This window comes from Bacillus sp. z26 (assembly GCF_058313635.1).
Window position 1 is genome coordinate 602,576 of record NZ_JBZFQM010000002.1, and the last position, 19,275, is coordinate 621,850.

Below are 19,275 nucleotides of genomic sequence, written 5' to 3' on the forward strand. Positions count from 1 at the left end.
TTATTCCTGTTTAAAGGATACAGGGAAAATTAGAATGTTGTCAACAAAAATCGACACGGCTATACTTTAGCGCATTATTTCTGCTCAATCCATTTATTCTGATATTCTGCGATGCTTTTGTATTCTTCCTCCAGTTTTCGATATATGCTGATGTAGATAGGGATTAACTCCTCATATCTTTCTACATTTGATTGGATTGGGCTGTGAACATATGTAGTTCCTACATATTCAGATACAATGGATAAATCATCAATTTCACCGAGTGCATACCTGCCGAGTACAACTGCCCCTAAGCATGAACTTTCAATGCTTTCAGGTACATCCACTTCCTGATTAAAAATATCCGCCAGCATTTGTCTCCACAAAGCTGAACGGGCAAATCCTCCAGTTGCTCTGATTTTTTTCGGTACTCCTATTAATTCCTCTAAAGCCAATAATACAGTGTAGAGATTATAAATGACTCCCTCAAGAACTGCTCTAATCATATGTTCCTTTTTATGATGAAGCCCCAGGCCAAAGAACGATCCCCTGGCATCAGGATTCCATAAAGGCGCTCTCTCTCCTGCTAAATATGGATGAAACAATAACCCGTCTGCTCCTGGCGCCACTTCCGATGCAATCTTAGTAAGTACATCATATGGGTCTATTCCAAGACGTTTAGCTGTTTCCACTTCAGCGGAAGCGAGTTCGTCCCTCAACCATCTGAATGTCATGCCTCCATTATTTACTGGTCCGCCAACCACCCAATGCTTATCTGTCAAAGCATAGCAAAAAGTTCTGCCCTTTTCATCCGTAATTGGTTTATCAGTCACCGTACGAATGGCTCCACTGGTTCCAATGGTAACTGCCACGATGCCCGGATCCATTGCATTTACGCCCAAGTTGGATAAGACGCCGTCACTGGCACCAATCACAAAAGGGGTATCCGGCAATACACCCATTTCCGAGGCATAACCAGTATCCATACCTGATAGATAATAAGTAGTTGGGACAGGCTTAGATAAATGGTCAGTTGTAATACCGGCAATCGAAAGAGCTTCCATATCCCATTCCAAATTCTCAAGATGGAACATGCCTGTTGCAGAGGCAAGCGAATAGTCTATTAAAAATTGTTTAAATAGCTTATAAAAGACATATTCCTTAATTGAAATGAATTTATAGGTCCGATTCTTTAATTCAGGATAATCGTTTGTCAGCCACGTAATTTTGCTCAGTGGGGACATCGGATGAATCGGTGTTCCTGTCCTATAATAAATCTCTAGTCCATTCTCTTCATTTTTTATATAGTCCGACCACTTTTTCGAACGGCTGTCAGCCCATGTAATACATTCCGTTAATGGGAGTCCATTTCGATCAACGGCAATCACGCTATGCATAGCCGAACTAAAAGATACTAATGATAGCTGGTCAGGACTTATCTTACTTTCGTCCATTACTCCTTTAATGACTTCCAGAACAGCATGAAAAATCTCATCCGGATTCTGCTCAGCGATAAGAGGAGTAGGACTGTTTAATGGGTACTCTCTATGATGGGTACTAATCACAGTTGAATTATCCGAAAATAAAACGGCCTTTGTACTGGTAGTGCCAATGTCCACACCTATATAAAACATATCTATCTTCCCTCATTTCCCTAAAAACTCAATACTAGATTCTTACCTTTAATCATATTTTTATAAACAATGTAACACGTTTTGATATTAATGATTATTTTTTTCATGACTAGTAAATACTTTCTACTAACTAAAACGAACATATAAACCATAAGGGGTAGGTGACGCTTACATTGAAAAAAAACCAACTAGTTTTCCTCTTACCATTCATTCTATTCATTGTCTTTTTTATTTACATTACGTTTCACAAAGAGCCTTTATCCGAGGAATCCATTACGGTAATGACTCAAACAGGCATCAAAGAAGGCCAATCTGCACCGAATTTTGAGTTAAAGACGATGGACGGTCAAAACGTTCGTCTCTCTGATTATCGCGGTCAAAAGATTCTGTTAAATTTTTGGGCATCCTGGTGTCCTCCCTGCAAATCTGAGATACCAGATCTAAATGGATTTTATAAGGAACATAAAAAAGAGAATATCACTGTATTGAGCATTAATATGACCCATGCAGAGAAAAACAATGAAGTCGTAAAATCTTTCCAAAATATGTATAAGATTAAATATCCTATATTACTTGACCAATCGGGTAATATCGCAAAAATATATGGGATTATGACCATCCCAACTAGTTATTTCATTGATACTAACGGTTTTATTCATAAACGCATCATTGGACCTTTAGAAAAGAAAAATATAGAAAACATGATCAAAACGATAAATTAATGTTCTAATTTATAAATATACTTAAAAAACACAAATAAGACAAAATTTTACTTATACTTCCAGAAAATGCATAGTATAATGAAATCTATATAAAGCTTAATTCTAAATCAAGGGGTGTTGTTTCACGAATGAAGGCATACAATATTTTAATTACATTGATGCTTGTCCTAATCAGCTTATTGTCTATTAAAAATCTGTATACGGGTCAATGGGACATACAATATTCCATGACAAACGGTGGAATGGCAATCATAGTTTTAGGAATCTTTACAGCCTATAGACAATCCATAAAAGAACAATCCAATTAAATAACAGCTGGTATGGACTAATCCAAACCAGCTTTTTTTATTGGGCATCATTCACTTTTTCTTACTATTGCCTGAACACAAACAGGTTTCGGTAAAGGTACGCTATTTCCTGTATAAGTTGGAATCCCATCCTTATTGATTTCAAATAATACTAATGAATCAGTTTGCTCATTTGCTACAATAATAACTTTCTCTTCAGCTATTAATGTAAAATTCCTAGGGCCTTCTCCCTCAGTATGTGTGAAAGCAATAATCTCCGGAATACCTGATTCTGATACTTTATATGTGACAATACTGTCATGTCCTCTATTCGTGGCATATAGGAATTGACCATCAGGGGTAATATGCAAATCAGCTGCCGTATTTTCATCTTTATAATCATCTGGCAAAGTAGTAATGACAGCTAACAAGGACTCCGGAATATACTGTTCATTTAGTTCAAATACAGCGACCGTATTACTTAATTCCTGGATGACATACATAATAGGCATTGTCGGGTGAAATGCAAAATGCCTTGGGCCTGATCCCGGAATAGTAGATATTTCCCCCATACTGGTAAAATCATTTGCATCATACATATAAAGTTTATCGGTACCTAAATCAGCTGCTACTACAACAGATGAATCCGGTACAGGTACGATAGAATGAGCATGTGCAGCATCCTGCCTATCTGCCCAAACCCCTGATCCGATATGTTGATTTGTTATAGTATGTTCTCCAAGTGATCCATCCTCCTGGATAGCTATCTTTGTTACTGTGCCGCCATAATTGCTGATGTATAAACAATCGTTGTTTTCATTAAGACTCACGAAACAAGGTGCCATACCATTAGTCGACTTTCGATTCAGCTCCCTTAGCTGATCTGTCTGCCGATTGATCGCGTAGGAAACAACCATTCCGTACTCTACTTCACTTACCGCATATAAATGTGTTTGAGCTTTATTTATAACCAAATATGAGGGGTTTTCTATCCCCGTATATTTCTCGATTAGATTCAGCTTATTTTCTTTTAGATTCAATTTGAATAAATGAATTCCGGCACTGCTTTCATCTGCATAGGAGCCCGTATAAATCATCCATTCCTGTTGAGAGTTTTTCTTTATATTACTCATCTTATCTGCCCCCGATTCATGATAATCCATCTATTAGTTTTCTGCTTCTTCTCTATTCCCTTTTTTCAAGATATTGAATCTCAAAAAAAATCCCCACAACCGATATTTCATGGATTGTGGGAATCTTGCTTGTATTCGCTTTAGTTCATAACTGGCTCAGATTCCGGATGAGCTGCATCATGCAGCTCAGTTTCAAGCTCTTCTGTATAAGCTTCTGTCTGCTGATCCGTCCAGTGCAGGACTTGTTTCATATAGGAAATCACTTGGTTTTTATATTCATGTACATGTGCAATATCGAATAAAATCATACTCGTTCTGCGATTAAAGAAATCAAGTGGTGTATACGCTAATTCATATTCAATCGCATAGCACAATTTTGTGAACACTGATAATGGCAAACCAATCTCTTTAGCTTTTTCTTTATTTTTGCGTGCTATTTCAAAAAGGAGTGGTGCATTGGATCCATATTTTGAAATAATCTCTCTTGCTTCCTCATCTGATAATCCAGTGCCGACTGCTTTTTCTTTTGTTTTGCTTATATAGGAATTAAATTTTGATGAACCGCCAACCCGGCCTCCGGATATTGGCATTTTTTCTGTATAACAGCTGCTGAAATGTTTATACCCTTCATCTCTGAATTGTTTAGCTACCAAATCTAATACCATTTCTGCCATTTTTCGATATCCTGTTAATTTGCCGCCTGCAATGGTAATTAATCCAGAATCAGATATCCAAGTTTCATCTTTCCTGGAAATTTCCGAAGCATCTTTTCCCTCTTCGCTGATTAAAGGACGAACACCAGCCCAGCTGGATTCAACATCCTCTTTGGTTACTTTAACGGAAGGGAACATATAGTTAATGGCATCCAATATATAATCCCTGTCTTGATCTGTCATTTTCGGGTTTATCGGATCTTGATCATAAAATGTATCTGTTGTTCCAACATAGGCTTTACCTTCACGTGGAATTGCGAAGACCATTCTTCCATCTGGTGTATCAAAATAAACCGCTTGTTTCAGTGGGAAACGGGACTGGTCAATGACTACATGTGCACCTTTAGTAAGCTGCAGTACTTTCCCTTTTTTCGAATGGTCTTTTTCACGTATAAAATCTACCCATGGACCAGTCGCATTAATAATTTTTCTCGCTTTAATCTGGAAGGTACCCCCGTCCATCATATCCTTTACATTCACACCAACAATCTTTCCATTTTCATAGATTAAATCCTCTACCTTGGCATAATTCAGCAAGCTGGCTCCTTGATCGAACGCTTCTTTCATAACTTCCATTGTCAGGCGGGCATCATCTGTTCTGTATTCAACATAATAGCCACCGCCCTTTAACCCTTCTCTTTTAACCAGTGGGGCTTTTTCAATCGTTTCTTCTTCTGTTAGCATCGTGCGGCGTTCTTCTTTTTTTACTCCAGCAAGAAGGTCATACATACGCAATCCAATGGAGGTAGTAAATTTACCAAATGTACCCCCTTCATGGAAAGGCAGTAACATCCATTCAGGTGTAGTCACATGAGGGCCGTTTTCATACACGATAGCTCTTTCTTTCCCAACCTCTGCCACTACTCCTACTTGCATTTGTTTTAGATAGCGCAATCCTCCGTGGACCAGCTTAGTCGAACGGCTTGATGTACCGGCTGCGAAATCCTGCATTTCAACGAGTCCAACCTTCATCCCTCTCGTAACGGCATCCAAAGCAATCCCTGCTCCGGTAATTCCTCCTCCGATAACAAGAACATCAAAATGTGTATTCTGTAATTTACTTTTATATTCATGTCTATTAAAACTATTTAAACCCATACCCTTATTCCTCCTCTGTTGATAAACCTATCTATATGTAAATAAAAGAGACCACAAAATACATTACCCTATTTTAAAGGAATGTACTCGTGGCCTCTCGATTTCTCTAACCAATTATTAACTTAACTTCAGTATATCATCTTTTGAAGAAAATTCTACTATATTAAATTATGATTTAAAGCTTCTTGTACTTGCAACCGCTCTTTCCCAACCATCAACCAGTTCAGAACGTTTCTCTTGGTCCATTTTAGGTTCAAATGATTTGTCGATAATCCATTGGGAAGCAATTTCGTCCTGGTTCTCCCAAAAACCAACAGCAAGTCCAGCTAAATAAGCAGCTCCAAGTGCAGTCGTTTCGTTAATTTTCGGTATTTCAACAGGTACATTTAAAATATCACTTTGGAATTCCATCAAGAACGAATTCTTAACTGCACCCCCATCGACACGCAATGTTTTCAACTCAATTCCAGATTCCTCTTCCATTGCATCAATGACAGCTTTTGTTTGATAGGCCAATGATTCGACGGTTGCTCTGATAAAGTGATCCTTTGTAGTCCCTCTTGTCAGACCGAAGACTGCTCCTCTTGCATCACTATCCCAATATGGAGTTCCGAGACCTACGAAGGCAGGAACTACATAGACTCCATCCGTAGAGTCCACTGCCCGGCAATAGGTCTCACTATCAGCAGCATCCTTAAGCATCCTTAATCCGTCGCGCAGCCATTGGATAGCGGAACCAGCTACAAAGATACTTCCTTCCAGTGCATATTCCACTTTACCATTTAATCCCCAGGCTAAAGTCGTCAATAATCCTTTTTCTGATTTAACTGGTTTTTCACCCGTATTCATCAGCATAAAACAGCCTGTTCCATACGTATTTTTAGCCATTCCTTTTTCAAAGCATGCTTGTCCAAACAATGCTGCCTGTTGGTCACCAGCAATACCTGCAATTGGGATACTCTTACCAAAGAAGTGATAATCAATCGTTTGTGCATATACTTCAGAGGACGGACGCACTTCTGGAAGCATGGATTTCGGAACATTCAATATCTCCAATAATTCATCATCCCACTCAAGGTCATAAATATTGTACATCATCGTTCTTGACGCATTTGAATAATCCGTTACGTGTGCTTTACCGCCGGATAGCTTCCAGATAAGCCAGGTATCGATTGTTCCGAATAATAATTTTCCTTCATTGGCTAAATCACGGGCCCCTTCCACATTATCCAGGATCCACTTAACCTTTGTCCCCGAAAAATAGGCGTCTATTAATAAGCCAGTTTTGGTATGAAAAAGATCATTATGGCCAGCATTTTTCAATTCCTCACATATATCTTTTGTTTGGCGGGATTGCCATACAATCGCATTATAAATAGGTTGACCTGTCTCTTTGTTCCAAACTACTGCTGTTTCACGCTGATTGGTAATTCCAATTCCTTCTATATCTGTGGCCTCTATACCTGATTCTGATAGACAGCCTGCAATTACAGCCAGCACTGAACCCCAAATTTCATTGGCATTATGCTCCACCCAGCCCGGCTTAGGAAAGTACTGCGTAAATTCCTTTTGAGCACTATGTACAATTTCCCCTTTTTTATTGAATAAAATAGCTCTGGAACTAGTTGTCCCCTGATCAATTGATAAAATATATTTCTCCATTTTTTTCATCTCCCATCTACTAATTTTTATATTATAATCGATTTCTATAAAGTTAGTAACTTATAACCTCGCTTTTGCAGGATTATTAGCCTGTCGTAATGCTAGTTCTGAATCTTTGTTAGTCATAAAATAAGCGATTACCAGGATAACCACAGTGCCAGCTAATACTGCCCAGAAAGCTCCTGTCAACGTATTATTGAAGACCGCTTTATGGAACAAAGCACCCAAGGATCCGCCAAGAATAGGCCCTACAACTGGAATCCATGCATACCCCCAATTAGACGGTCCCTTCCCGGCTATCGGAAGAATCGCATGTGCAATACGCGGACCCAAGTCACGTGCCGGATTGATGGCATACCCAGTTGTCCCCCCAAGAGCCATACCGATTCCTACGATTAAAAGACCGACTGCGAATGGATTTAAGCCTTCCGTAAAATCATTCGCTCCAATAAATTGCAGGCCAAGCAATAAGATAAATGTTCCTATTACCTCACTAAGTAAATTTGAAAATGTATGTGGAATAGCGGGACCAGTTGCGAAAACACCTAATTTTGTCCCTGGATCTTCAGTTACTTTCCAATGCGGTAAGTATTGTAAATAAATAAGTGTCGCTCCAATAATTGCCCCAATCATTTGCGCTAATATATAACCAGGTACATCTGCCCAAGCAAAATCTCCACTAAATGCAAGACCAATTGTAACAGCAGGATTTAAATGAGCACCGCTAATACCGCCGACCGCAAACACGCCTAATGTAACACCAAGACCCCAAGCTATGGTGATAACAATCCATCCAGCATCTTTTGCATAAGATTTAGTTAAGTTGGCTCCGGCACACACCCCTGCTCCAAAAACAATCAAAATTATTGTTCCTACTAATTCACCCCAGAATGGTGTCATTGCTTCCATCTCCCTTTTCATGAAATGAAGAAAAAAATGGAGATACAGCACTACCAAAATATTCCTAGCTATTAGGAATACGGCCACCTGTGTCTCCATGTCTTTCACATACTTATTAACTTAAACAAAGTGTAAATCTAATTGTAAACGCTGTCAAATAAAATGAAAAAAATAGGGAATATGACTTATTCCCCTGCAAAATACTGCCAAAGTTCTCTTTTGGACGAAGTTATAGACACAGCTCCAGCTGCAAGTGCTTCTTTCGCTTCTTCAACGGTTCTGATTAATCCCCCTGCAAAAATCGGCAAATTGATTTCTTTCGCCACTTCTTTAACCATGTTTGGAAGTGCACCCGGAAGAACTTCAATATAATCCGGCTGTGATTTTCTGACCATCCTATAACTGCGCTCGAGCGCATGGCTATCAATCATAAAGATTCGTTGTACAGCAATTGCCTGATGCTTTTTTGCCTCTTGAATAACCGCTGATTTTGTGGATATGACACCATATGGTTTAAATTCCTGACAAAGATACTGAGTACCATATTCATCACTTTTAAGTCCATTGATCAAATCAACATGAAAAAACAGTTGTTTATTAGCCATCTTGGCCATTTGCGTAATATGTTTGATTTGTCCAAGATGAGTATCTAAAATAACCCCTGTTTTAAATCCTGATTGTAAAAACTTTTCAAAGTCCTTCATAGTCGAAGTTGCCGGTAATATTTTTTGATTCATCTTATCTCTCCCGTCCGGACCCCTTATTCAAAAAAAATCCCATTCAATATAGAATACAATTAATTTTTGCATTCTTCTACTAAAAGGGATTAACATTATTATTTACAAGACTAATTCTGGATCATCTGCTGATTCATTCTTTTTGAAAAAAGATAGACCAGCAGAAAGACCAGCAAATAGAACCAGGAACACTACCAGTATTACTCCATTAGCAAACATCATACCGAAGTCATCGAGTGATACTAACGCACGGAAGCCCGCAATAGAATACGTCATCGGTAAGAAATTACTTAGATTACGCAAGTATTCAGGAAGCATATCGATTGGTAAGGCAGAGCCCGTCGTAGATAGCTGCATGACGAGAAGTGCCACACCTATAAATAAACCAATGTTGCCTGCAAGCATAGCCAGGAAGAATACAATCGACATAAATGATATACTCGCCAATACAGCAAACAAGATGAGGAACAGACTATTCGCAACCCCTGAATTTATAAAGAAAATGGTAAAGACGGAAAGGAGAATGGCTTGACCTGCCACCAATAAAGCGAGTAATCCATATCTTCTTGCATACCATGCGAAGCCAGACACAGCCGCAGCATCCGCCGGCTTTCTAACCCCAACAACTAATGTCATTAATAACACACCTACAAATAATGCTAATGATAAAATATATGGTGCATTTGCGTAACGATAATATGGGTAGCTGTTAATTTTTGAATCTACCAGTTCAACCGGAGAAGAGAACATTTTAATCGTATCATCGGTTGCATTGATGCCAGATGTTTTTTCGGCCCCATCACCTAAACCGCTTGACAATTCTAGGGACCCGTCTTTGATTTGACCGACACCGTTATCAATTTCAGTTACCCCATCTTTCATGGTTCCCCAGCCCGTATTTACAGTTGCATTTCCATCTGCCACTTGCTTAGAGCCATCATGTAACTGTTTGGATCCATCAACAGCTGTTTTCCAGCCTTCATTCACCGTGGCATTACCATCTGCTACTTGGATAGCACCATTATTCAACGTATTTAAAGATGTAGATAGCGTTCCCCACGCATTATTCACGGTTGCCGTACCTGCTGACACTTGCTTAGAACCATCATATAGCTGTTTGGATCCATCTACCGCAGTTTTCCAGCCAGCATTTACAGTAGCATTACCATCTGCCACTTGGACAGCACCATTATTCAACGTGCCTAAAGATGATGATAAAGTTCCCCAAGCGCTATTGACTGACCCAGTACCTGCTGATACTTGCTTGGATCCTTCATAAAGCTGTCTAGAACCGGTAACTGCTGTTTTCCAGCCATCGTTAACTGATTGATTTCCGGCAGCTACTGTGGTGAGGCCATTGTTTAATTTCCCAGCACCGTCCTTAAGCTCTCCCCATTTTGTATTAATTAGATTTGTTCCATCTTTAACTTTCTTTGCTCCGTCTACTAAATCTACTAACTTGTTAGAAAAATCTGTTTGGCCAACTACCAGACTATTTACTCCATTCAATAACCCAACTTCACCCTTAGACTTGTCTATAACTGCATCAGATAAACCTAATGATAAATCTTTAGCTCCAGCAGCTAATGCCGGAATTTGTTGATTCATCTTTGCTAAGCCATTAGATAGATTCTCAGAACCTTGAATTAATGCTTGGATATCTTTAGTTTCAGTAATACCAGGACGCAACTTTTCTAATTCTTGTACTAGCTCAGCAATACCATTTTTCAAATTTGTTGCACCATCAGAAAATTGTTGTGTGGCATTTTCCACACTGTCTAAATTAGTTGATAATTTTTCACTTCCCGGAAGAAGTTTATTTTCAATACCGCTTTGGACACCCTTTAAACCATTTAATATTGCATTTGACCCATCTTGTGTTGCTATTGTTCCATTATATAAAGTTTCGCTACCAACTGCTAATTCATTGATGCTATTAGTATTATCATCTATCGTATTATACAGAGTATTAGATCCAGCTTTTAGCTCTTGAGTCCCCTTTGCAAGTGCCTCAATATCCTTCGCCTTCCCACCAAATGTTCCTGATAAGGTCCCTAATCCATCTTCTATTGTCTTCGATCCATCTGCCAGCTGTTGAATTTCAGCTGACTTCCCACTTACTGTGGAATGAATTAAGCCGGATCCATCTCTGAGATCAGCTGCTCCATTCGCTAGTTTTGCAATATCAGCTGATTTCCCTGCCATTGTACTGTTTAACTGGCCCACACCATCTTCAACCTGCTTCGCCCCATCTGCAAGCGTATTAATATCACCGGTCTTACCACTTACGGATGAATAAATAAGGCCGGAGCCATTACTGACCTGGGCTGCTCCATCGGCTAATTTTGCGATATCAGCGGATTTCCCTGCCATTGTTCCATTCAATTGACCGAGCCCCTGTTCGACTTGCTTTGACCCGTCTGCCAGTTTTTGAATATCTCCTGTTTTTGTTGTTAATGAATCTAGTAGGGTTCCAGTACCTTCCTGAAGTTTAACAGAACCTTCATGGAGCTTTGTTGAACCTTCTGCGCCGGATTTAAATCCTTCCGCCACTTCACCAAGCTGGGCAAAAACTGTACTTGTATAGGTGGCTGTGATTGTATCAGCCAACTGCTCCTTAATTGTTCCTATAGCTGTTTTCGTTGCAGTTGCCGCTATAAAATGCAATCCTTCATTCTGGGTATACTTTAGTTCAGGTCTCACTGGATTTTCGTCCATTACCGTCGATACCTTTTGCGAAAAGTCTTCTGGAATTTCAATAACCATATAATATTCATTATCATTAAGTCCGCGTGTTGCTTGTTCCTTACTCACAAATCTCCATCCCAGATCATTTCCTGCTTTAAGTTTGGCAACCAAGTCTCTTCCTACATTTATTTCCTTACCATCTGTTACTGTACCTGCATCGTTATTCACAACTGCGACCGGTAAGTTTGATAGATTATCATATGGTCCCCAACTTGGTGTCAACATAATAAGACCATAAACTAATGGCACCAGTAAAACGGCAATTAATGCTACCCAAAAACCTCTCTTACGGCTTAATTCTGACATCCGATTCTTGTTACCTAAAGCGTTCATGTATTACCCCCACTTGTCCGATTTATTTATATAAAAGCGGTTATGTAAGCGCAACCACTCTTATATAGGTATATATTCTGAATATTTAGTCAAACTCCTTCTCATAATTTAAAAATTTTGTAAAATACCTAAATATATCGCACTATTTCTAATGTTAATAAGAAAAAAATTATGACGTTAATTAAAATAAACATATCGAGAGTGATTATTTTGAACCATAATACAAAAAAAACTTCCCTATTCGTAGTGGGAAGTTAAATCATCTATCATTTAGGTCTTTCTAAAACAAATTGTTCTCCGACCTTCATATATTTTTGTCCAGCAAGTCGCGAAACCGGCTTAAGTGATTCTGTATCGATCATACCATCCTTGTAAATAGATTCATCTATATGATAGAGAACGATATTTCCTATTAACAAATCACAACCAGCATCTTCAGCTGTATGCCCTCCTAGTGGAATGACTTTATGAATTGTACATTCCATCCGTATTTTAGCAGGAGTAAGGCCCGGAACTCTGACACTGACACTATCGATTATCTGAAAAGGTGACCCATCAAGCTCACTTTTTTCCGATGGCAATTCTGCAGCTGTCCAATTTGCGCCTTCCACATTATCCTCATCGGTTATATGAACGACAAATTCTCCTGAATCAATTGCATTCTTTGATGTATCCTTTCTTTCACCGTTCTTTCGCTGGATTGATACAGCAATCAGCGGAGGATTTGAACTGACAATAGTGAAATAACTAAAAGGTGCAATATTTATAGTTCCTTCGTTAGATATGGTAGATATAAGGGCAATAGGTCTTGGAATGATTGCTCCTGTTAAAAATGTATAATTCTCTCGTTCGCTCATTTCGGCTGGATTTAAAGATATCATTTTATCATCTCCATTTTATCGAAACTCTTGAGAAAACCACGACACTGCAGCATCTACTTCTGACTGTGTCAGCTGGTGTCCATTATATTCCCAGTGTACTGTTACATGGGCACCGGCAGCCCGCAGCATTTTATCTAATTCTTCAGTTTCTTTTGATGAACAAATCGGATCATTCTTTCCAGCACCAATAAAGATTGGGAGCTCTGTCATTTCGGGTAGCTTTAATCCTCTGATTGGAACCATTGGATGATGCAAAATGGCCCCCTTAAATGTATTTTGATAATGGAACAGCATACTGGCTGCTATATTAGCTCCATTAGAATAACCAACAGCTACAATGTTATCACGGTCAAAACCATATTTAACAGAAGCTTCATCTAAGTAATCACTTAGTTCCTTTGTGCGAAATCGTAAATCTTCTTCATCAAAGACACCTTCTGCCAATCTTCTAAAGAATCTTGGCATTCCGTTTTCTGAAACATTCCCCCGGACACTTAATATGGAGGATTCTGGTGAGATCATTTTTGCAATCGGCACCAAGTCGTTCTCTGTTCCACCTGTACCATGCAGCATAAAAAGTGTCGGTATTTTCGAATTAATCCCTTTAAAGAATAAGTCTCTCATGCTTAAATCCCCCCCAAATCATGATCATGAAGCGTCCGATTTTTTTCTCTATGAATCCATTTCATTCTTACACTAACAGGTTTAAAATTCCACAAAACAAAGATCGTTCTTAGAAGTATAACCATAAAAATTATCTTGAAACTAGTATATTATACAACTCAATTTATTACAAAATTAAAATAAATGATGGTGGCTTTAAAATATACGTTTCCATTTATTTCAATTTGTTTTTCTAACTATTTAATCATTGGATGGATCACTTGGAAATAACCAAGCAAAAGGTCCTGATCAACTTTTTAAATAACATTGATCAAGACCTTCTTCATGTAAAACCAGAATATGATTTACAAATTTTCATCTAAACCTTCTCTTAGTCTTTTTTTATCTTCTTTCGGTACAGTCCACTTAAATAGCTTATTTAGCTGTTTAAATATAGTTTTAGAGTTCTTGGTTAATATAGGACCAAGTATGGCCAATATTAATACATATAACGCCGAAAAAGGTTTTAACATATCAGAAAGCCCGCCGGCGATTCCGATATTGGCTAGTATAATAGAAAACTCACCTCTTGATACAATCGTCAAACCGATATTCGCAGAGGATTTATGTGATAGTCCCGATTTGCGGCCTGCAATCATACCGGCAATAAAGTTTCCGAGTACCGTTAAAATAACAGCACCGAGTGTAAACCAAACTGCTCCGCCAAGTGTATATGGATCTATACTTAATCCAAAACTAAAGAAAAAGATAGCTCCAAAGAAATCTCTGAATGGTACGACAAGCTTTTCAATACGATCACTTTGTTCAGTCTCAGAAAAAACTAAACCTAGAAGTAATGCCCCAATGGCTTCCGCAACGTGGATTGTCTCGGAAAATCCTGCAATAAAGAAGAGAGTAGCAAAAACGACAATGATAAAAATTTCATTCGAGGTTATATTTAATAGTTTGTTTAAAATAGGTGTAGCTTTTCTTGCCATGATAAAAAATAACAACATGTACCCAAAGGCAATTAAAACGGAGATTAATGTAGAACTGACAGAAGTGGAATCACCTAATACTAATCCTGAGATAATAGAAAGATAGACAGCCAGGAAGATATCTTCGAACATAATAATACCCAGAATCAATTCGGTCTCAGTGTTCCCTGTTCTTCTGAGATCAACAAGTACTTTAGCAACAATCGCACTTGATGATATGGTGATAATTCCTGCAATGATTAAGACATCCAAAATGGAAAATCCTGTAATAAATGCGTATAAGAAACCTAAAGTAAAGTTTATTAAAATATAGATGGTTCCGCCGACCACTATAGATTTACCTGATTTAATCAACTTGCCAACTGAGAATTCCAATCCAAGATAGAATAGCAAGAAAAGAATGCCCATTCTACCCATAAATTCGATTATCTCGGCACTTTCAATAAATCGCAAATCAATAATACCTATTTTTGGTGCTTGCGGTCCTACCAACATTCCTAAGATGATTAAGAAAGGAATAATAGAAAATTTCAGTCTACCCGCGAGGACAGCCGCAATAGCAACAAGCACCAGGGCTGTTCCAACTTCAAAAATCATATGATCCACTTATAACGACTCCCCTTCAGCAAAGAGAGCTTGCTTCATAAAGGCATTAACATCTTTACGGTCTCCTGATAATACAAGGGTGTCCCCGGCAGCTATAATAGAAGAAGGCCCTGGATTTAATATTTTCTTATTAGGTTTATGCAAAATAGCGATGATATTTACAGCAAACTCTTGTCTAATATTGCTTTCATCAATCGTTTTGCCTGCAAGCTTAGAATTCTTCTTAACTTTGACCCACTCTATTTTTAAATCGTCCAAAGCCAATTCAATGGATTCAATTGCTTGCGGTTTATAAACCATACCACCTAATATGGCCGCAATTTGTCTGGATTCAGCATCATCGAGCGTCACACTGGAAATACTTTCATCCAGATCATCAAAATCATAATGATACATATCCCTTCTTCCATCATCATGCACAATAATAACGATCTTCTCATCTTCCTTTGTCATGATTTCAAACTTCTGCCCTATACCCGGCAGGGCACTCTCGCGTATTCTCACTCTAATTCCCTCCTCCAATTTATAAAAAAAAGAGGCCTATTTTTATAGGTCTCTTCATTCATTTTCTATAATTAAATTGTATCTTTTTTCACAAATATTTTCAAATCATATGATTTATCAAACTAATCTATCTGTTCGGTAAATTGGGTATGAACCTGATAATTTACATGTTTCTAACCTAAAATGGGCTAACTATTTACTAAATTAATACGATTGTCACCGTCTAAATAACAGAATAGACATCCTCATTTGGTTCATTTTATTATTGCAACAGAGACTCCTTTTTACTATTCATTTATTGACATCACTCTGTCCAGTACCGTCTCGCCATACATAGCTCTTCTTCATATACAGTCCCTTCCATCTCGATGATTTCAATTGATTTTCCTGTATGCGGTGAGTGAAGAAGTCTGCCATTTCCATAGTAGATCCCCACATGATGAATGGCTCCTTGTCCTTTCTCGTATGCAAAGAAGAGTAAGTCACCCGGTTGCACTTCAATTACCGGAATCTCTTTCCCATACTTTGCCTGCTCTCTCGCATCACGCGGAATTAGATAACCGTTTGCCTTACACATTGTATAGACGAAACCAGAACAATCATAGCCATAACTGCTCATTCCGCCCCATAAGTAGGAGAGGTCAATAAATTGCTCTCCACATGTAACAATGTCCGTACCGCTTCCCAGTTTTCTTGTTTCATGTATGTTGAATAAAGTTGTATCATTCTTTTGTAAAAACCCAGTACCTAACGGGGTTCCCACCTGAATCTGTCCAGCTTTTTCACCTAAAAATGGCAATTTTGTTTGATAACTGAGCAATAGTGTTTCTTTTGATTTCTCGAATGAAAGGAAAGCTTTTTTACTCGTTATGACCGCAACGGTTTTAGTTGAAAATGGCACATCATTTTCTAATTGGCACAAAGGCACCCAACCCGGATATCCTCTCGAATCTTTTCCAGTGGACTGCTCGATAGCAATGATAGATCCCCAGTCATTTTTGCATTCCAGCAATAAAACTTGTTCCCCAAATAATAATTGAGTCTGAATTCTGTTCGATTCACATAAATCAAGCTGCTCGGCTTCGTTCATAGATAGAAGCCATTCTTCGAATCGTACCGGATGGCTAATGGCTGGTCTATCCACTAACGCTCTAAATGACTGGTTAGTAGTCCAAACGGTGGCTACTGCTACATTTACGCTCATTATTTTACCATCGTGTGCCACTATGAACCTCCACTCTTACTTCAACTGAACCTGCCCGATACCTAAGCCCGCCTTTTCCGGCAACGTAAATGTACTGCCGTTATATTGAATTCCCCCCTCAATCAGGGAACGGGATAGCATGAGAGGAGCATCAAAATCATAACGGGTAATGTTGCGTTTACTTGCAGCAAAATGGGCAGCTGCCGTTATCCCTAAATGCGTTTCAATCATACTGCCCATCATACATTCCATCCCAGCTGCTTCAGCTAATTGATTAATATGATGCGCGTAAAAAATTCCGCCTGTTTTCATCAATTTAATATTAATAAGGTCAGCGCTGCGCGTACGAATCACTTCTAATGCCTGTCTTGGAGTAAACACACTCTCATCTGCCATAATAAACGTATCCACATGATGGGTCACCTGTCTGAGCCCTTCCAAATCATCTGCTTTCACTGGTTGCTCCACCAATTCGATTTGTAAGCCCATATCCTCCATATGGTGAATCGCTTGAATCGCTTCTTTCGCTGTCCATCCCTGGTTTGCATCCAGTCGAATCGTAACTTCGTCCCCTACACATCTTCTGATTTCTCTCACCCTGGAAATATCCTCTTTTATGTCTCCGAGACCCACTTTAACTTTTAAAATAGAGAATCCGTTTTTTACATAACTCAAGGCCTCCTCACCCATTGTTCCAGGTGCATCCACACTTACCGTAAAATCCGTTTCAAGCCGAGAGCTGCTGCCACCTAAATACTGATATAATGGCAACTTACTATTTTGGGCCAGACAATCATAAATGGCCATGTCAATGGCTGCCCTCCCGCTAGAATTCCTAGTCATTAATAGGGATAGATCATGAAAGATCTCTTCAAAATTCAATATATCTTTCCCTACTAAATAAGGCTTAAAATACTCTTCGATGGCCGTATCTATTGAATGTAATGTATCCCCTGTAATAACGGCTGTCGCGGGGGCTTCTCCCCACCCAATCAATCCATTGTCACATTGAACTTTTACATAGATTGATTCGGCTGTGTTCACGACCCGCAATGCCGTTTTAAAGGGTTTTAATAAAGGAACTTGAATACGGAACGTTTCAATACTAGTAATTTTCATTTTCTAGCCCGCTCTCAATTATAAGTGTCTTCTCCACTGTATTCATCCTCGCATTCACACCAAGAGGTATTCCAACATGTGGGTTGCAATGGCCAATTTTAAATCCACTTATAGCAGGTTTATTGATTAGGTTAATATAATGGGACAATACCTCATCCAAAGTCAGTGTCTGCTTACTACTTGGCTCGCAATCCGCAAAATCACCAATAACCAAACCAGCAATTCCATTTAACTTTCCAGCCAACCATAATTGATTTAAATAGCGGTCAATATTCCTTGGCTCTTCATGAATATCTTCTATTAAAAGAATCTTTCCTTTTGTATCTATTTCATAGGGAGTCCCCAAGGCTGATGTTAGCAAGCATAGATTACCACCCACCAATTCTCCTTCCGCCTCTCCCTCGACAAATGTATGTAAAGGTGATATTTCCTCTGTATACATGACCTGACCTGCTTTAAATAATTGTTTAAAAGATTCTTTTGATCGTAAGTGGACATCGTCATTGCCTATATCAGATGCAAGCATAGGCCCGTGAAAGGTGACTAATCCCGTTTTCTGGCGGATTGCCGTATGCAGATATGTAATATCAGAGTATCCCCAAAAGATCTTTGGATTGTTTTTGATTACTTCATAATTAATGGCCTCTGCGATTCGCGCCGTCCCGTATCCCCCACAAGCACATATGATGGCTTTCACCTCTTCATCCTTAAACATCGCTTCAAGATCTTCCACTCGCTCCGCATCTTCTCCAGCAAGATAGCCATATTCTTTATAGAGGTGGTTGCCCATTTTTACAGATAGCCCTAAATCCTGTACCAAAAAAGATAGCCCTTTTTGAAGTGTTTCCTTATTTGGAGGACTTGCAGGAGCAATGACCCCGACCATATCTCCTTTTTGTATCCGTTTTGGTTTAAGTTGTTTCGGCATTCTTCTCACTCCCCCATAAATAAAGGATGCTCCATTGAACATCCTTTTAAAATTACTGTATGATTGATCCCTGATACCAATCTTTAACTATAAGAAACTATGTCTGTATCTTCATCATAAGGAACATCCTACAAATCATATGTATGTTAATTTAATCGATCCTATTCAATAAACAATCTACCTATAACTATACAATATTAACCTTAAGTTTTTTGAATTATCTAATAAATTAGGTTGTAATTTTTTTCTTTAAAAGTTCCCCAAATACTTGATTGCGCTATTCCTACTTAAGGATATCTTATCATTAGCAAGCAAAATGGTTAGAATCAATTGGTAAACTGATGCACAAGAGTATTCCGACTCAGATAGGTAATACTTTTGTTTAAACAACTTTGTACACCAAATAAATAAATGGATATCCCACCACAGGTAAATAACATCCAATATTGGCACCTAGCAGGGCCTCACTATTAAATCAGTTGAAAT

16 protein-coding genes are annotated in these 19,275 nt (G+C 38.7%); 2 read left to right on the top strand and 14 right to left on the bottom strand.

What is annotated here, in order from left to right:
• Positions 1-74: 74 nt before the first annotated feature.
• Positions 75-1,613 (bottom strand): gluconokinase, encoded by a 1,539-nt coding sequence (gene gntK / locus AC4G3K_RS08120; RefSeq protein WP_491132987.1) that lies wholly within the window; start codon positions 1,611-1,613, stop codon positions 75-77.
• A gap of 173 nt (positions 1,614-1,786) precedes the next feature.
• Here gntK and AC4G3K_RS08125 point away from each other — a divergent pair, with 173 nt between their 5' ends.
• Both AC4G3K_RS08125 and AC4G3K_RS08130 read left to right on the top strand, forming a co-directional pair.
• Positions 1,787-2,335, top strand: a complete 549-nt coding sequence (locus AC4G3K_RS08125) for a TlpA family protein disulfide reductase (RefSeq protein ID WP_491132988.1) — start codon at positions 1,787-1,789, stop codon at positions 2,333-2,335.
• A 128-nt stretch (positions 2,336-2,463) separates the two neighbouring features.
• A complete protein-coding gene (locus tag AC4G3K_RS08130) occupies positions 2,464-2,643 on the top strand; it encodes a hypothetical protein (RefSeq protein WP_491076679.1) in 180 nt (59 codons plus the stop codon).
• A gap of 47 nt (positions 2,644-2,690) precedes the next feature.
• Here AC4G3K_RS08130 and AC4G3K_RS08135 read toward each other — a convergent pair whose 3' ends face one another.
• The 13 genes from AC4G3K_RS08135 to AC4G3K_RS08195 form a co-directional block, all read right to left on the bottom strand.
• A complete protein-coding gene (locus AC4G3K_RS08135; RefSeq protein ID WP_491132989.1) occupies positions 2,691-3,755 on the bottom strand; it encodes a lactonase family protein in 1,065 nt (354 codons plus the stop codon).
• A gap of 140 nt (positions 3,756-3,895) precedes the next feature.
• On the bottom strand, positions 3,896-5,566 hold the full coding sequence (locus AC4G3K_RS08140) for a glycerol-3-phosphate dehydrogenase/oxidase (RefSeq protein WP_491076677.1): 1,671 nt from the start codon (positions 5,564-5,566) through the stop codon (positions 3,896-3,898).
• Between the two features lie 168 nt (positions 5,567-5,734).
• Positions 5,735-7,228, bottom strand: a complete 1,494-nt coding sequence (glpK, locus tag AC4G3K_RS08145; protein WP_491076676.1) for a glycerol kinase GlpK — start codon at positions 7,226-7,228, stop codon at positions 5,735-5,737.
• Positions 7,229-7,288: 60 nt separating this feature from the next.
• On the bottom strand, positions 7,289-8,128 hold the full coding sequence (locus AC4G3K_RS08150; protein WP_491076675.1) for an MIP/aquaporin family protein: 840 nt from the start codon (positions 8,126-8,128) through the stop codon (positions 7,289-7,291).
• Positions 8,129-8,313: 185 nt separating this feature from the next.
• Positions 8,314-8,865 (bottom strand): glycerol-3-phosphate responsive antiterminator, encoded by a 552-nt coding sequence (locus AC4G3K_RS08155; RefSeq protein ID WP_491076674.1) that lies wholly within the window; start codon positions 8,863-8,865, stop codon positions 8,314-8,316.
• A gap of 102 nt (positions 8,866-8,967) precedes the next feature.
• Complete coding sequence (locus AC4G3K_RS08160) at positions 8,968-11,946, bottom strand: YhgE/Pip family protein (protein ID WP_491132990.1); 2,979 nt, start codon at positions 11,944-11,946, stop codon at positions 8,968-8,970.
• 266 nt (positions 11,947-12,212) lie between these two features.
• Positions 12,213-12,827 carry a flavin reductase family protein gene (locus tag AC4G3K_RS08165; RefSeq protein ID WP_491076672.1) on the bottom strand — a complete coding sequence of 205 codons (615 nt, stop codon included), beginning with the start codon at positions 12,825-12,827 and terminating at the stop codon, positions 12,213-12,215.
• A gap of 15 nt (positions 12,828-12,842) precedes the next feature.
• Complete coding sequence (locus tag AC4G3K_RS08170; RefSeq protein ID WP_491132991.1) at positions 12,843-13,451, bottom strand: alpha/beta hydrolase; 609 nt, start codon at positions 13,449-13,451, stop codon at positions 12,843-12,845.
• A gap of 344 nt (positions 13,452-13,795) precedes the next feature.
• Positions 13,796-15,034 carry a cation:proton antiporter gene (locus AC4G3K_RS08175; protein ID WP_491076670.1) on the bottom strand — a complete coding sequence of 413 codons (1,239 nt, stop codon included), beginning with the start codon at positions 15,032-15,034 and terminating at the stop codon, positions 13,796-13,798.
• The gene (locus AC4G3K_RS08180; protein WP_491076669.1) at positions 15,035-15,538 is read right to left on the bottom strand and encodes a cation:proton antiporter regulatory subunit; all 504 of its coding nucleotides are present in this window, start codon (positions 15,536-15,538) and stop codon (positions 15,035-15,037) included. It lies immediately after the preceding gene.
• Positions 15,539-15,842: 304 nt separating this feature from the next.
• On the bottom strand, positions 15,843-16,763 hold the full coding sequence (locus tag AC4G3K_RS08185) for a C40 family peptidase (protein WP_491132992.1): 921 nt from the start codon (positions 16,761-16,763) through the stop codon (positions 15,843-15,845).
• 15 nt (positions 16,764-16,778) lie between these two features.
• Positions 16,779-17,861 carry a mandelate racemase/muconate lactonizing enzyme family protein gene (locus AC4G3K_RS08190; protein WP_491076667.1) on the bottom strand — a complete coding sequence of 361 codons (1,083 nt, stop codon included), beginning with the start codon at positions 17,859-17,861 and terminating at the stop codon, positions 16,779-16,781.
• The gene (locus AC4G3K_RS08195) at positions 17,848-18,789 is read right to left on the bottom strand and encodes a S66 peptidase family protein (RefSeq protein WP_491132993.1); all 942 of its coding nucleotides are present in this window, start codon (positions 18,787-18,789) and stop codon (positions 17,848-17,850) included. The genes AC4G3K_RS08190 and AC4G3K_RS08195 overlap by 14 nt, the downstream gene beginning before the upstream one ends.
• Between the last annotated feature and the right edge of the window lie 486 nt (positions 18,790-19,275).